Annotated in this window: 13 protein-coding genes; 3 read left to right on the forward strand and 10 right to left on the reverse strand. The window is 39.8% G+C overall.

The annotated features are described in order from the left end of the window. Positions 1-165: 165 nt before the first annotated feature. The 5 genes from BVH04_RS06265 to BVH04_RS06285 all read right to left on the reverse strand — a co-directional run bounded on the left by BVH04_RS06265 (position 166) and on the right by BVH04_RS06285 (position 6,787). Positions 166-1,362, reverse strand: coding sequence for a BamA/TamA family outer membrane protein (locus tag BVH04_RS06265; protein ID WP_086540621.1), 1,197 nt, complete (start codon positions 1,360-1,362; stop codon positions 166-168). Then, positions 1,362-2,585: an OprO/OprP family phosphate-selective porin gene (locus BVH04_RS06270; RefSeq protein WP_240510846.1), complete on the reverse strand. Its 1,224-nt coding sequence runs from the start codon at positions 2,583-2,585 to the stop codon at positions 1,362-1,364. The genes BVH04_RS06265 and BVH04_RS06270 overlap by 1 nt, the downstream gene beginning before the upstream one ends. A gap of 427 nt (positions 2,586-3,012) precedes the next feature. Further along, positions 3,013-5,379 carry an OmpA family protein gene (locus BVH04_RS06275; RefSeq protein WP_140160537.1) on the reverse strand — a complete coding sequence of 789 codons (2,367 nt, stop codon included), beginning with the start codon at positions 5,377-5,379 and terminating at the stop codon, positions 3,013-3,015. Positions 5,380-5,383: 4 nt separating this feature from the next. Beyond that, positions 5,384-6,550: a hypothetical protein gene (locus BVH04_RS06280; protein ID WP_086540624.1), complete on the reverse strand. Its 1,167-nt coding sequence runs from the start codon at positions 6,548-6,550 to the stop codon at positions 5,384-5,386. A 6-nt stretch (positions 6,551-6,556) separates the two neighbouring features. Continuing rightward, positions 6,557-6,787: a hypothetical protein gene (locus tag BVH04_RS06285; RefSeq protein WP_086540625.1), complete on the reverse strand. Its 231-nt coding sequence runs from the start codon at positions 6,785-6,787 to the stop codon at positions 6,557-6,559. 283 nt (positions 6,788-7,070) lie between these two features. Between BVH04_RS06285 and BVH04_RS25385 the strand changes: the two genes are divergently transcribed. Then, a complete protein-coding gene (locus tag BVH04_RS25385; protein WP_169714371.1) occupies positions 7,071-7,235 on the forward strand; it encodes a hypothetical protein in 165 nt (54 codons plus the stop codon). A 25-nt stretch (positions 7,236-7,260) separates the two neighbouring features. On the opposite strand, the gene BVH04_RS06295 is transcribed toward BVH04_RS25385, so the two are convergent. The 3 genes from BVH04_RS06295 to tamL are packed head-to-tail and all read right to left on the reverse strand — an operon-like array spanning position 7,261 to position 11,189. Then, on the reverse strand, positions 7,261-7,839 hold the full coding sequence (locus BVH04_RS06295) for a phosphatase PAP2 family protein (RefSeq protein ID WP_086540627.1): 579 nt from the start codon (positions 7,837-7,839) through the stop codon (positions 7,261-7,263). Beyond that, entirely contained in the window at positions 7,836-8,747 is a 912-nt protein-coding gene (hemF, locus tag BVH04_RS06300; RefSeq protein ID WP_086540628.1) for an oxygen-dependent coproporphyrinogen oxidase, read from the reverse strand. Before hemF ends, BVH04_RS06295 begins: the two co-directional genes overlap by 4 nt. Positions 8,748-8,765: 18 nt before the next feature. After that, complete coding sequence (gene tamL / locus BVH04_RS06305; RefSeq protein WP_086540707.1) at positions 8,766-11,189, reverse strand: translocation and assembly module lipoprotein TamL; 2,424 nt, start codon at positions 11,187-11,189, stop codon at positions 8,766-8,768. A 19-nt stretch (positions 11,190-11,208) separates the two neighbouring features. Between tamL and BVH04_RS06310 the strand changes: the two genes are divergently transcribed. Beyond that, on the forward strand, positions 11,209-11,958 hold the full coding sequence (locus BVH04_RS06310; protein WP_086540629.1) for a TrmH family RNA methyltransferase: 750 nt from the start codon (positions 11,209-11,211) through the stop codon (positions 11,956-11,958). Beyond that, entirely contained in the window at positions 11,955-12,944 is a 990-nt protein-coding gene (locus BVH04_RS06315; protein ID WP_086540630.1) for a bile acid:sodium symporter family protein, read from the forward strand. The genes BVH04_RS06310 and BVH04_RS06315 overlap by 4 nt, the downstream gene beginning before the upstream one ends. 71 nt (positions 12,945-13,015) lie before the next feature. Here the strand turns inward: BVH04_RS06315 and BVH04_RS06320 are convergent, their stop codons facing one another. Both BVH04_RS06320 and BVH04_RS06325 read right to left on the reverse strand, forming a co-directional pair. After that, positions 13,016-13,276 (reverse strand): acyl-CoA-binding protein, encoded by a 261-nt coding sequence (locus BVH04_RS06320; protein WP_086540708.1) that lies wholly within the window; start codon positions 13,274-13,276, stop codon positions 13,016-13,018. 124 nt (positions 13,277-13,400) lie between these two features. Beyond that, positions 13,401-14,687, reverse strand: coding sequence for a citrate synthase (locus BVH04_RS06325; RefSeq protein WP_086540631.1), 1,287 nt, complete (start codon positions 14,685-14,687; stop codon positions 13,401-13,403). Positions 14,688-14,899 lie beyond the last annotated feature (212 nt).

Raw genomic sequence — 14,899 nt, forward strand, 5'->3', positions numbered from 1 at the left:
CAATAGAAGATTCTATCGGGGCTTTTTTCATAACTGTTTTTATAAAATTCGGTGGAGATAATTCCGTCTTTGATCAATCGGTATTCTACTGACTGAGCAAATGCTTTGGAGAAAGATAAGGGCTGTTAGTAAGTTCTTACTCAACTTTCTACTTCATTTTTCAACTTAAAAAGTCTCGTTTATATTTAGGTAAAAGCCTGAATTTCCTTTTTGGCCAAAGCCATAATCAGCAGAAATTGTTGTACGGTTTTCTTTGTTGATCATCACCCGAAACCCTAGACCGTAGCCAGGATTGATTTTTGTAAATAGGTTTTCCTGAGTCAGCTTACTACCAAAACTTGCTGCGTTCACGAATACTGTCCCACCAAAAGTCTCTTTGTTTTTTTGCAGAGGAAATCTATATTCAGCTTCTGAATACACCATGCTTTCCCCTCTGAATCGTCCCTGAGAATATCCTCTACCCGAACGGCCAAACATGTCATAGCCAATTGAAGGTAAAGCCATGTAGGGTAGATCACCTGATACGAGGAAATTAGCATAACTCCATAATGCCAATAAATGGCGTTTTCGTTTTTCACTTAGCGGGAAATAATGTCGGTAGTCGAGTAGGAGAGTGGAAGAAGATAGGTGAGAGCCCAAAAATTCTGGATTGATTTTATATGAGACTAATGCAAAGTTGGTCTCATATGGAGATACTGCCAAGTCACGATTTTCCATCACAGCATTCAGAGTAATCCCTGATAGTGTGTTTTTATCTAAATTAAATCCATTGGTCTGATTGTAGAAATCATTTGAGAAAGTGAGCTCTTGTGTGGCTTCACTATCCATAAAATTGTCAATTTTGGAATAGACATCAAGATGATAGCCTACGCCTAAGTAAAACTTGGAAGTAGAGATTCGCTTGAGCACGGTCTCATAAAATCTTACCCAATTGTAATTCATTTGCTGCTCACCCCACCAAACACCTGGTTGATTTGGATTTTCTTGCGGTAAGTTGGGAGTAGAGCTACCTAATCCGAATGTAGGTTGAGATGTAATGAAAAAACGCCAATCTCCTACCAAAATCCAGCTGTCATCTGCAAGGAAAATATTGCTTCTGGAGCTAATCAGCCACTGTTTTTTAGTTGTGTAAAGTAGGTTGCCTACCAAGTTAGATAGATGGGTGTTTTCTGGATCGCCCATCCTCCATGTTGCTGAGGGAGCAATACCAAATAGCCAGCCATTAGCAGGATTTGAGGCTATTGCCGGCAGGGGCACCAATTTAAAATCCCGAACCTGATTTGGTTTATAAACTACTGAGTCCTGTGCAAGGACAGGTAAATGGATCCAAAAGAGCAGAAGGAAAATCGTGATACGAGTCATTAAAAAGAGATGTCTAGTTGTAAACGTAAACGTAATTCATTGTCTTGGGGCAATTCTTTATCCTCAAATGTAAACCGTGTCAATTCTGTTGTAAGCTTATTTTTATGTTCTGCAAAAAACCAGTTGAAAGCTAATGCTATTTCTCTTTGTTTGTTGCTTTCTATATTCAAATCGGGACTGATGACTGCATATCTGGTGGCTATTTCTAAAGGCTTAGGCCAAAAGCTTATTACCTGTGAGGGGAAGTACCCCGCCATCATATAAAAACCTCCCAAGTCAGTACTGATTTCATCAAAGTTGTCAAAGACATTTTTGCGGTGAAATTCACTAGCCCAAGAAAAGCCTTTGTAGATGAATGCCGTTTCAATCTGATATTGCTTTACTGTATACTGGCCATCATTAGTGCCTTCGTAGCCCGACAGATTTCCTCCTCCTGAAGTTGAAAATCTTGTATAAGGACTCGTATTGGTGACAGCTGCTATCGCAATGATTCCAGCTGGTTTTGGGGACATTTTCAAATCTCCTCCTGAGAAAGGTACTTCTCTTCCTAGGAAATTCCATTGAAGCCTCCCAAAATACATCATCTTAGAGTCATCATTTTGCGTCGCCCCGCGTCCCATTCCTGTAAGGACCGCTGCCCAATAGTTGAAATTCGCAATCCCACCAGCAGCAAGATTACCGTAAACTTCCACACCCTGCTGTCTGTCCACAGTAAATTTTCTATTAAGTAGTGATCTGTCTACCATTTGCTGCTCACCGCTGCTGATGAGTCGCTCTCTTGTAAATTCCACTTTCCATTGACCTGCCTTAAAGTTAAGCCATGGCCATTTTTCTATCATTACCCTGTAGTCAAGTAATAAGCTTCTGGATAGTTCATATTCAAAATAGTATTTTATCCAAGGTTGGTAAGCATGTCCACCTACTTTTAATCTTGCTCTGTTGATCTTAAAAATACGTTGATCTTGATTTTGAAAATCAGCGAAAGTAATTGGGTCTTGATCATCTGGTAATGCAAATCTCAACTGTAATCTTGCGGCAATTTGCATTTCATATTTACCATCCTCAGTCTTTAGGATAAACCCTTTTGAGGTATGGTTGAGGAAGGATTCTTTTTTTTCAGGATCTGTTTGTATGCTTTCTAGTTCTTGAGCAAAAGATGATTTGACACCGATAATAAAGATTAAACACAGTAATATAATTTTTGAGGCAATTTTGTGGAACACCTGAAATAAAGTTTTTGAGCGAAGCATGAAATTTTGAAGCGCAAATAACGCAAAAAGCACCGAGAACCTTTGGAATTTCCCGATGCTTTTCCACTAATCGTACTTTCGCTTTTTATTTGGTATAATGTGAATGTCTTAATTTAAGCCCTTCGATAATTTGGGGTATTTGGTATCATGACTCAAAAAAGAAAGTTGAAATTTACTTTATCAATAGTTTTAGAGAGTAAATTCAGAGTTCTTGTTAATACCTATTTTGTATATATGCTTTTCTGCCAGTGAAGAGACACAGGCATCATAGAATTGGGTGAACTCAAGCAATTACGTTACTTATGTCACTCGTCCTTGACCTGCCTCGCCGTGGCGGGCCTTCCGTCTGCTATATCTATGAAAATAATGCTACTGGCATCACTACGGATAATTGTAATCTCTATTTTTTCAGTACCCGAATTTCTACTTTTCGATCTGTTTCTACAGAGCCTTTTGATCTTCCTCTTACAATTAGCCCACCATTACTTACAGAAATTCTGCCAGGCTCTATTTTATAAAAATCCGTTAGCGCTTTGGTGACGGCTTCCACCCGTTTTGCAGTAAGGGCAAGGTTGTAAGCTACCGAACCTGTATTGTCTGCAAAGCCTACCAGTTCGACAATAACCTCCGGATTGTTCTTCAAAAATTCAGAAACCGGATCTAATTTCTCACGCTCTTGATCAGATAAGGTGGATTCATTGATAGGGAAGTACACTTCCACTTTACTTTGATTGAGCAGTGTCTCAATATTCTTTTCAACTACTTCTGTCACGGTGACTGTATCCACCCTGCGAGGGATATTTGATAAGCTATCTATAATCAAAGAGTCCATTACTATTCTAGCCCTAAGGGTAGAATCTGTTGGCCCCACTACAGTTGTTTTTTTATTATCACCACTGTTTGTAATTGCAGCAGTGGTTGCTGCAGTAGCGCCTACAAGTAAAGCACCTTTCAAAAGCTCGTTGTTTTTCTCTTGTAGTTTTTCCTGCCTCCTACGGTTTCTCTCAAACCTTTTAGAAACTTTCCTGTCCTCTATATCAGAATATTCTATTATCTGTTGAGGATAACTGTACTGTTGCTCTGGATACTCATAGATTGAATTTTTCGTAGCTAATGCCCTCATTATTTCAGAATCTCTGGTTGCCTGAGCAGAAAGCAAATCCTTGCGGAATTTTGCCATTTCGTCATCAAATCTCTCTTTGGTCAAGGTCTCTGGGTTTGCTTCATCCACAGAAGGAGCTGCAGCTGTACGACTAGCTGCATAAGTCTGAATTGATGAATCCAAAGAAAGGATAGCTGGTCCAGTAGAATAGATTATTCTGCTTACCTGACCCGGATAGATGATCAATTCATTCATCATAGACACAGGCTCCACAGCAGATGGGATTGATGCAATGCTGTCAGATTTGACGTAGGTAAGCGAGTCTATCTTAAATTGATTTTCAAAAACCTTCCCGTTCAAGGTTGTAATTTTTCCCTGAGAAATGGACTTTTCCCCCTCCAGATTTTGAATTCGAACCTGCGTGCTATCTGCTGATACGGTAGAATCTTGAAGTGCAAGTGCCATTGTCTTATCAATATCAGCCACTAGCATTTCCGCATTATCAATCTCCTGATTTAGCAGAGATTGGCTAGTCTCAAGTGAGTCCAATTTATAATTTACCTGCCCCATCGCAGCAGAATCAAGGGCAGGATGCTTCTTGCTTTTGACAGAGGGTACCGCATTTGCTGGAAGCTGTATTACTGTGAAGTAATTATTCGTCACAGGTGAATTGCTGGCGGTGTTTTTTTCGAGTGAATCTTTCTTCACCATTTGAGCTTTGGAAAGCTCGGTAGGCACAAAAGTGTATCGCTGTGTAATCACCGGTGGATTAAAGGAAGTTTTATTCGCCCCCAAACTGAATTTTATCCCCATCCCATGATAGATATACCAATCAGGTCGACCATTTTCCATTCCACGATAAGGATTTTCTGCGGTTACTATATTAGTGCCTGGCTTTGCGGCATACCTTTGAAAGTCATTGTTATAAGAAGTTCTATACACTCCTGATACATCATCCAGATAGTCTGTATTTGTGAGTTTGAAATCAGATTGAGCAAATATTTCAATGCTTTTGGTGATTCTAAGGCGAACACCTAAACCCAAGTTTGCATAGAAAGCTGTGGTTTTGTAGTTATCAGATCTTTCAGTGCCTAACGTGGTCAAATTTGTCTCGAAATTCCCGTCGGGAATCAGGTTCATATTGGTGTAGTCATATCTATTTCCATTGGCATCCAAGAGATCTCCATGAACCTTATAGCTCAAAACTCCCGCACCTACCGTGAAGTAGGGCGCAAAAAATGATTTGCCAGATAACAGCCAGTTATTGTCAGGCTTGATCACGAAGGATAATCCAGCGTCATACACATCAGTTTGGAAATTCAACGCTCGATCAAATGTTGGACTGTCTGTAAGTAGCGTTCCATCATTTTTAATAAATCGATCACTGGAACCAAATTGGTAGCTACCGCCTGTCAGCATCAAGCCTACAGAATTTCCCAGCGCATATTCAATAGAAAGTTGATAAGACAACTGATCTGAATAGATTGTGTATCGCTTATAGTACTTGGTGAAATTCTGGAAATTGTTCAATTCCAATGGTCGTATATCGCCAAAATAATTAGTCGTACCTGTACTTGCGCCGAATCTCCATTTGTAGCCGTGAAGCTGAGCCTGAGCAGTAAAAGCAAAGGCAAAAGCGAGAATTAATAAACTTAGCTTTTTCATAACCTTATCTTTTTTTACTTCCAATACCCAACCAAATATTAAACTCTGCACTGACTCCCACAAAAGGTTGGAAGCTATTTACATTTCTTCCACCGAGTTGCTCAGTGGTGATAAATGTGCCACCCGCGTTGAGCCTGATAAATCTAAAGAAGTTGTACCCCAATCCTACATAAATAGGACGGTCTAAAACTGGGCCTGATATTTTCTCCTCCAACTGATTTTTGATGTCTCCAGAGAGGAAGAAACCCGCAGAAATTGACATGTTATTCATGAATCTGGCGAATGTTCTGTTGCCAAGCGGGAATGAAAAACCTGCATAAGGACTCATGACAAACTCTTGGTCTGTCAAGTCTTTGCTGAGAGAGATAGCGCCATATCCTATATTGAGAGGTAAAGAGTTGGCTGTTTTTTCGGTACTATATTTTTCAAAAATAGTTTCATCCATACGCACCAGCATATTTGGACTTAAGTATTGATCCACTTCTGAGAATAGAATGTTTTCCAATTCGGTAATGTAGTCGTTGGCAAATACTGCTCGGGCATTATCAGCCTTAGTAAGCCCGATCACGTTGAACTTGGCTTTACCCATTCTTAGCTTTCCTCTTTGCGCTAGCTTAGCTCGGGTAATGTCACTGAAGCCAGGAAATTTTTCCCCGTTTGGCAGTTCAAAATAGTAGGTTCCTTGATCGACAATCTTAGAAAGGTTGTTGATTAGCACTTCATCAGACTCGGAAAACTTAATACCGCCTCTTTTGATGGTAGTGATAGTACTCAGATAGGTTTTGATATTTTGATGAATGAGATCACTTACTTCATTTATCTGATCTGCGCCAGCTTTCTGATAGTAGCCGAATTCTAAATGGTAATCAGTATTAGAGCGTAACGGATCTCCCATTAATATTTGGTAGGAGAGATCCTTATATCCGAATGGGGATTTCCAGAAATATGTGTAGCCTGACTTTTCTGTTTTGTTTGATGGATAGATTAAGAGTTTCACCATCTCGATTTTTTCAGGAATCGCACCACGGATATAGAATTCTTCTTCAGCTGGAAGCGGCATTCCTCCATTGATTTTGCTGGTGATTAGGTCTAGGTTAACTGTAGTCACTTGAGCCTGTAGTCCAAGCGTCCCTACTGCCAAGACCAATACAAGGAGTATATTTTTTTTCATAGCCTATTAATTGAAGTTTTTAGAATTGAATGTGAAACCTACTAACAGACCAAAATTCGAGTATCCTGCGTTAGTTACGAAGCTTGAACCTTCTAGCATTTGACCTGCTTCCACATTATTAACATTTCCTTTTTGCACATATTTCCTTCCGTATCTAAAACTGTAAATCCAACCTAGTGTTAGACTACGACTTGTTTTCAATACCTGAGTTCCCATAGAGACGTGAAAATATCCCATTGTTTTACCTCTGTTTCAGTTGAATGCTTTCCAAAGATATCTTATTAAAATAAGAAAAATCTGTGCGAAAACTACCCAATAGTTTTAGGCTTTCCTTTAGATGATTTTCATATCCAATAGCTACACTGGCGACAGCCTTCATGGTTTTTCTACTTTCAAGAAGTCTTCATCGTCAGATGAAACGCTGATGCCATCTGGAAGCATAAGGGTAGAAAGCGGCTTTCTTTCCCGCCTATTTGCCCAAATGATATGTTTCTGGGTTTGAATTGATAGACCAATAGTAATGGATGTAAAAATAGGAAGTAAATCTTTGAAAGGCGTAAGTATCCTACTTTTGTTGATGAGTACAGAAAAGAACAGGGTTCTATTCGTTGAAATCCACAAAGGAAAATCTTTCAGTAATAAAATACCTAATCTTGAGTTCTGGATAAAAGAAGGTCAGATCTAAATAAGTCGCGGGACATTTCAGTGATTTAGTCTTTCAGGATTAGTTTTAGGATTTCCCGCTTTGCAAATACAATCAGAAACCAGCTGATTAATGCCGCTGCTGCTCCTACTAAAGCTCCAACCAAAATATCCATTGGATAATGTACACCAAGGTAAATTCTGGTGTAGGAAACCACAGCAGCCCATAGAAAGAGCCAAGGAAGAAAACGTAGTTTACCCTTCATTTTCAGATTTAGAAAAACAGCTAAGCCAAAGGTGTTGGCAGCATGAGAGGAAGCAAATCCATACAAACCACCACATCGACCATAGTTATGTATCACTAAATTCCAGCGTTCATCGTGGCAAGGTCGGAGTCTTTCAAAAAATGGTTTCATCAGGCCTGAAGTCACTTGGTCTGCAATAAGTATGGTCATAGCGACACCGCCTAGCACCCACCAAGTGCGTTTGGAGTCCACCTTATATATGAAATAGAATAATATCAAATAGAAGGGTATCCAGATGAAAGTCTGGGACAACTGAAACATCAAAGCATCCAGCCAATCTGTATGAAAGGAGTTGAGCCAGAGGAATATTTCCTCATCCCAAGTCTTAATTTGTTCTATCATTTGACAAAAGATAACCAGTCTATGCTTTTTTTAAGGTGGTTTTGAGTGAACTCTTCATTCGACCCTATTTCCGGCTCATGCATGTATTCCCACTCTGCCATAGGAGGCATACTCATCAGAATACTCTCCGTACGACCATTTGTATCCAGTCCGAATTTGGTGCCTGCATCCCAAACGAGGTTGAATTCGACATATCTGCCTCTTCGTAAGCTTTGCCAGGATTCTTCATTTTTTTCAAAAGGAATCTGTGAGTTTTTCTTCATGAAGTATCCGTAAACCTCTGGAAATAGACGGCCCAATGACAAGCTGAATTGAAGTATATCTTCAAATTCTTGATCATCTGTTGCTTGCAGTCTATCATAGAAAATTCCTCCAACACCACGGGTTTCATCTCTGTGCTTGAGGTAGAAATAATCATCAGCCCAATTCTTAAATTTTGGATAATAGCTGACATCATATTGATCACAGACATTTTTTACTTCCTGATGAAAGTGTTTTGCATCATTTCCGTCTATATAGTGTGGAGTCAAATCTATCCCTCCGCCAAACCAATGCACTCCATTATCCATCTCAAAGTACCGGATGTTCATGTGAATGATTGGCACCATTGGGCTTTTGGGATGCAAGACGATAGATACTCCCGTTGCAAAAAAATCAGCTTTGTCTAGTTTTAGCTTCTTGAGAATTTTGTCTGGAGTAGGCCCATGTACGGCCGAAAATGCGACTCCACCTTTTTCAATGATGCTACCATTTTTGAAAATTCTGGTTCTTCCACCACCTCCAGCAGCTCTGTCCCATCTGTCTTCTACAAATTGGCCCATGCCATCTGCCAATTCTAGCTCTTTGCAGATATAATCCTGCATCTGACTGTAGATTTCAGCTATTTCTTCTTTACTCTTTCGTGACATACTTAGTGTGGTTTTACTTTAGAATGGATAACCAATTCCAAAATTAAGTACAGTTTGGCCTTTTACACCGAAAAGGCGATTAAATGAGATATTATCGAGCACCCATCTTTCTCCTTCTGGCATGGATGGATCTACAGCTTTGGTGGCCAAATCAAGCCGGACTACCAAGAAGTTGAAATCCATCCGTAACCCTATTCCTGTTCCGATAGCAATTTCTTTATAAAACCGGTCAAATTTGAAATCAGCTCCTGGCCGGGAATTGTCTACTCCTATTACCCAAGCATTTCCAGCATCTACAAAAACAGCCATGTCGAAATAACCAACTAGGTTTCTTCGATATTCAAGCATGGTTTCTAAAATCATTTCTGAGGGTTGCTCAAAGGCATAATCATATCTCCCTCTTTCTCCAATAGGTGGAGTATAGCTACCTGGTCCCAATCGCCTGGCTTGCCAGGCTCTGATACTAGTACCCCCACCGGCGAAGAAATATTTTTCATAAGGAAGAATCCCATTACTTACCCCGTATGGATTGGCTATACCGATGTTAGCTCGATAAGCTACGGTTGATTTTTGGTTGAGAGGAAGATATCTTCTATAATCAGCTTGAAATTTGAGCCATTGAAATCTAGCAAAATCAGTGGCTTCACTGTTGCTTGTTGCATTGACAAAATTTAAAGTAGTGCCACCACTTTCTATAAATAGCTTAAGTAGAGAGGCTTTATTCGAAGAATTGTAGTTGCCATAATCGTTGAAGTTAATAATGGTCTGTCCGGAAATGCTACTAATAAATGACGGTAAAAAGGACCAAATTAAATTATTGCCCTGGTTTTGCAGATCCAATAAAACTTGGGTAAAATCCGGAGATATTTTTGGTGTTCGTATGTAATTAATATCCGCAGCATTTAGTGTGAATTGCTGTCTGTTTCCACGCGTAGCCCAGGTGTAGGAAAGAAGCCCATTTAATCCTGACCGCGTATATTCCGGGCGGTTTGTATAGTTGAAGCCAAGCTGAGTCCTTGTATTTGGATTGTATCGGCCAAATTTCTGTAAACCTTCCCCATAAAAAGGAATGAGGAATCTGGGGAATATTACTGATGCGGATGTGCCAAATTCTCTACTTTGATAGACACCCTGATCTGTGGCAGAGGCTACTCCTTCATATCCAATTCTTGTATTAAACTCCAATATTTCTCCAGCCCGGAAGAAATTCCTGTTTCTCAGCACAATACTAAAGAACGGTCCTGGTAATTGCTCGGTAATACTTAATCCGAGCTGATTAGTAAGTTGATATTTCTGATTGGGTTGAGTTAAGATCTTTGCGGTAAGACTAGTTCCTACTGTATCAAAGGAAATATTGATATACCTAAAAAGGTCAAGGTTGCTCAGTTGTTTTTGAGTCTCTACTATGTCTATTCTTTTGTATTCTTGACCTTCATCAAACAAAATCCTTGAGCTTAGTATTTTCGAGGAAAATCGATCTTTGTAAAATGTAAAATCAATGTTTCGGTAGTTGGTTAGCTGCTTTTCGTCTATAAACGCATCGCTCGGTGGACTGACTTTGAATGTGATAGAATCAATTCTATAGACCGCGTGATTTTCTGCGAAGGAAGGTTTGAGTATTCGTTGTTCTACATTGATTTTTTTAGAAGTGGTGTCGTAGTACAGATTGTAGTCGATAAAGCTCTTTGTAAACATGTAATATCCATTGTTTTTGAAAAGATCTTCCAGGCGTTCTCTTTCCTTGGTGAAATTGCTTTGGTCATAGCTTTCACCTTTAATTATTAAAGATTCATCCTGTGATTTTTTAATCAAATCCAGTATCCCTTCATTATCGGACCGGGTATAAATGGAATCAAGCAGATAGGGCTCTCGCTCTTGGATAGCGTAAATCACCTCGGCTTTTTTCTTCTTAGTTTCTACTTCATAGGTTACTTCTGAATCTAGAAAACCGTGATTGTATAGATAATTCCCTATTTCAGTGACCGTTTTTTGTGTTTGCGCACTGTCTAGGATTGTGACTGGATTTCCAGTTCGCATCAGGAAATTTCCGTATTCTTTCATTTTCTCCAGATCTTGAATTTTAGTCTGGAGTTTGTCCCGTCTTTTGAGAAGTTTGCGGTCATCCGGTGTTTCATTTAGACTTGTTTTGACATCTCCCAGCTCAGAATTCTTTGCTTTCAGTCTGTCGTTTACTTTTGCACTGTCATAAAAAATCTGACCTACCCTGTAAATAGTGACACCAAGAGAGGAGTTGGTGAGGGGAATCTTAGTGTTTGGCTCCTGAAAAAATAAACCTTCAATTTCTGATTTATCTGCCTTTTCCACGCCTTCAAGACTATTGTTCTCCAGGACATATTTGCCTTCTGGTAAGTTTTTGCTCAATGAGCACGCATACATGGCCCAGAGGACACAGATAAAAAGTATATATTTGGTGAATTTCAAAATGGCAGAGTCGATCCGAATGCTTAGCAAAAATACAGTTAAGTTTATTAAATCCTTACATCAAAAGAAATTCCGAAATCAGGAGCAAAAGTTCTTTGTGGAAGGTGAGAAGAGTGTTTTAGAAGTGCTTAACTCCGATTTTAGAGTAGAACTACTTGTAGCAACCGAGTCTTTCATTAGCAGGCATAACACCCAGATTAATAGCTCCGATGTACAAGTAATCCTAGCTACTCAAAACCAACTAGAGAGCCTCGGTCAATATCAAAGCAATGATAGTGCCTTAGCTGTGGTACACATGAAACCAAATCGTGCTTTTGCTTTTCCAGAAGACAATTTTGTGATAGGATTAGATGATGTGCGTGATCCAGGCAATCTTGGTACCATAATTAGAATTGCTGATTGGTACGGGATCAAAAACTTGGTGTTTTCAGCGCAAACGGCAGATTTCTATAATCCGAAAGTAATCCAGTCCAGCATGGGATCATTTATCAGAGTTAATTTTTTCTATGCGGATTTGAATGAAGTTTTTCACCAATGGAAGGTCCCAATATATGGGGCTTTTCTAGATGGTAAAAATGTCCATAAAATGAAGCAAATCAGACGAGGAGTAATCCTGATGGGAAATGAGTCAAATGGCATAGGAGAAGACCTTGAAAAAGTGGTGACTGATAAGGTGACTATACCAGGATTTGGTCAGGCAGAGTCATTGAACGTCGCCATTGCGACAGCTATTCTTTGTGATAATTTCAAACGACTTACTATCGAATGATTCGTAAATTAACCAACACCCTCAGCAAGGTTGGTATCAACGGCTTTTTATTGGGACTGTTTGCAGCGATTTTCCTGGCTTGGCTATTTCCCTATGCAGGATCAAGTCAATCGCCTGTGCCTTGGAAACCAATAATCAATGTTGGAATTGGATTGGTCTTTTTTTTCTATGGAGTCAAGCTCAATCCAGCGGAGCTGAAGTCTGGGTTGTCAAACTGGAGGTTGCATGTTTTAATCCAAGTCTCCACCTTCTTGCTTTTCCCACTCTTGGTGATGCTGTTATCATCCTCCATGACTTGGATTGATAAGGATTTCAAAATTGGTATTACCTATTTATCCGTATTGCCATCTACAGTAAGTGCTTCGGTGGTCATGGTTTCGATTGCCGGTGGCAATATCCCCGGGGCAATTTTCAACGCAAGTATTTCCAGTCTGCTTGGAGTGGTGATCACTCCAGCTTGGATGGGGATTTTGGCTAATTCTGCTGATATTCAAATGGATTACTTGCCTACTCTTGGTGAACTTTCAGTTAAAGTTTTACTTCCTGTAGTTCTTGGGATTCTGACTCATAATTGGTTGCTTCCCAAGATTTCCAAGCATATTTCACACTTGAAATATGTAGATCAGACAGTAATTATGATCATAGTGTTCACAACTTTTGCCCAGTCTTTTGCCCAAGAAGTTTTTTCTCCATACAGAGCTTCAGTTCTTCTAGAAGTAGGAGCAACGATGCTTGCCTTGTTCTTTTTGGTATGGTTGATTATTGAAATTGTATGTAGAGGGCTGGGTTTTAGGTGGGAAGATAGAGTCACAGCACTCTTTTGTGGATCGAAAAAATCCTTGGTGCAAGGGGTTGTAATAGGCAAAGTGATTTTTCCTGATCCGGCCTTGTTCGGGTTAGTTTTGCTGCCTGTGATGATGTACCATATTCAGCAGCTTATAGCAGGGAGTATCATCGCATCCCGCATGGCTAGAAAGAGGAAATAGGAAAATACAGTCTTATAAATAGTGGGGGTGGCTTCTAAAAAAAATGGCTCGGAAACCCAAGCCATTTTTGGTTAAATATATTTCCTTGATAATTCATCTGCCAATTCGCTGTATTGCCTTTCAGCATCATCTTTGGAAGTTCCCTTGAAGTTCAACCAGGCATTGTACTTCGCAGCAGCTTTGAAGTCGAATCCTCCGGGACGTTCTGTATCGATATCTCCTTCAGTCGCTTGCTTATAAAGACCATAAAGTTTGAGTAATTCTTCATTGCTGGGTTTTTCGGTAAATTTTTTGGTCAATGCAAAAGCATCTTCTAATGTTTGGGTAGGCATCATTGTCGGTTTAGTTAAAATATTGAAGTCAAAATTAATACCATTGCCAATTGGGGCCTATTAAGTAAAATAACCAGCCGAATTCAGCTGGTTATCTATTCAAAATGGGGAATTTGCTCTACAATTATCGTCTGTTCATAGATACATAGTCGCGTTCATTCGCGCCTGTATATATTTGTCTTGGGCGACCTATTGGCTCACCATTTTCACGCATTTCTTTCCACTGAGCTATCCAGCCCGGAAGTCTTCCTAGCGCAAACATTACTGTGAACATATCTGTAGGAATGCCAAGTGCTCGGTATATGATTCCAGAGTAGAAATCTACGTTTGGATACAATTGACGATCTATGAAGTACTGATCGCTGAGCGCTGCTTGTTCTAGTTCTTTGGCTATATCTAATATGGGATCGTTTACGCCTAATTTCTCTAGCACATCGTCAGCTGCCTTCTTGATTATTTTCGCTCTTGGATCGAAGTTTTTGTAAACTCTGTGTCCAAAACCCATCAATCTGAACGGGTCGTTTTTATCTTTTGCTTTGTCCAAATACTTTTTAGCATCTCCACCATCAGCTTTGATTGCTTCTAGCATTTCGATCACGGATTGATTTGCCCCACCGTGAAGTGGTCCCCAAAGTGCGTTGATGCCAGCAGAAATAGACGCGTAAATGCTGGCTTGAGAAGAACCTACTATTCTTACTGTAGAAGTAGAACAGTTCTGCTCGTGATCAGCATGAAGAATAAGAAGTTTGTCCAGGGCAGAAGCTACCACAGGATCTACATCAAACTTTTCCGCAGGAAGTGCAAACATCATTTTCAGGAAGTTTGAACAATAGTCCAGGGAGTTGTCTGGGTAGTTTACTGGATGTCCCATTTCGTTTTTGTAAGCCCAGGTAGCGAAAGTCGGCATCTTGGCTATCAAACGAATGATACTTAGGTTTACTTCTTCTTCGCTTCTATTTGGATTCAAAGATTCTGGATAGAAAGCCGTCAAAGCGCAGATCATAGAAGAAAGTACTCCCATCGGGTGTGCATTGGAAGGGAATCCTTCTAGAATTTTCTTGATGTCCTCATGAACCAACGTGTGATGAGTAATTTCTTTAGAGAAATTCTCATACTCAGCCTGAGAAGGAAGTTCACCGTAAATCAATAAATAAGAAACCTCAAGGAAGGTGGACTTTTCCGCAAGATCTTCGATTCTATATCCTCTATAGCGAAGAATTCCCTCTTCTCCATCTAAAAATGTAATTGCACTAGTCGTAGCTCCAGTGTTTTTGTATCCTGGGTCAAGGGTGATTAGTCCCGAGGATGCTCTAAGTTTTGCGATATCAATCGCAGATTCATTTTCGGTACCGGTGATTACCGGAAATTCATAGTCTTGTCCTTTGAAAGAAAGCTTAGCTGATTCAGACATATAATTATTGTTTGGATTGCGGATGTTAAAAAACCTACTAATTGGGCCTTAAGATAATAAAATCAGGTTGTTTATTGGCTTTAGAATGTGTCTAATGGAATAATAATCCTGCGAAAAGTGATTTTTCTCAGAATATATTATTCTCAACCCCGAGCTTATAACACTGTCACCAATGTACATCATGCTGTAAACACCTGATCGATTGTTTTTTC

The organism is Algoriphagus antarcticus, from assembly GCF_002150685.1.
GTDB classification, from domain to species: Bacteria; Bacteroidota; Bacteroidia; order Cytophagales; family Cyclobacteriaceae; genus Algoriphagus; species Algoriphagus antarcticus.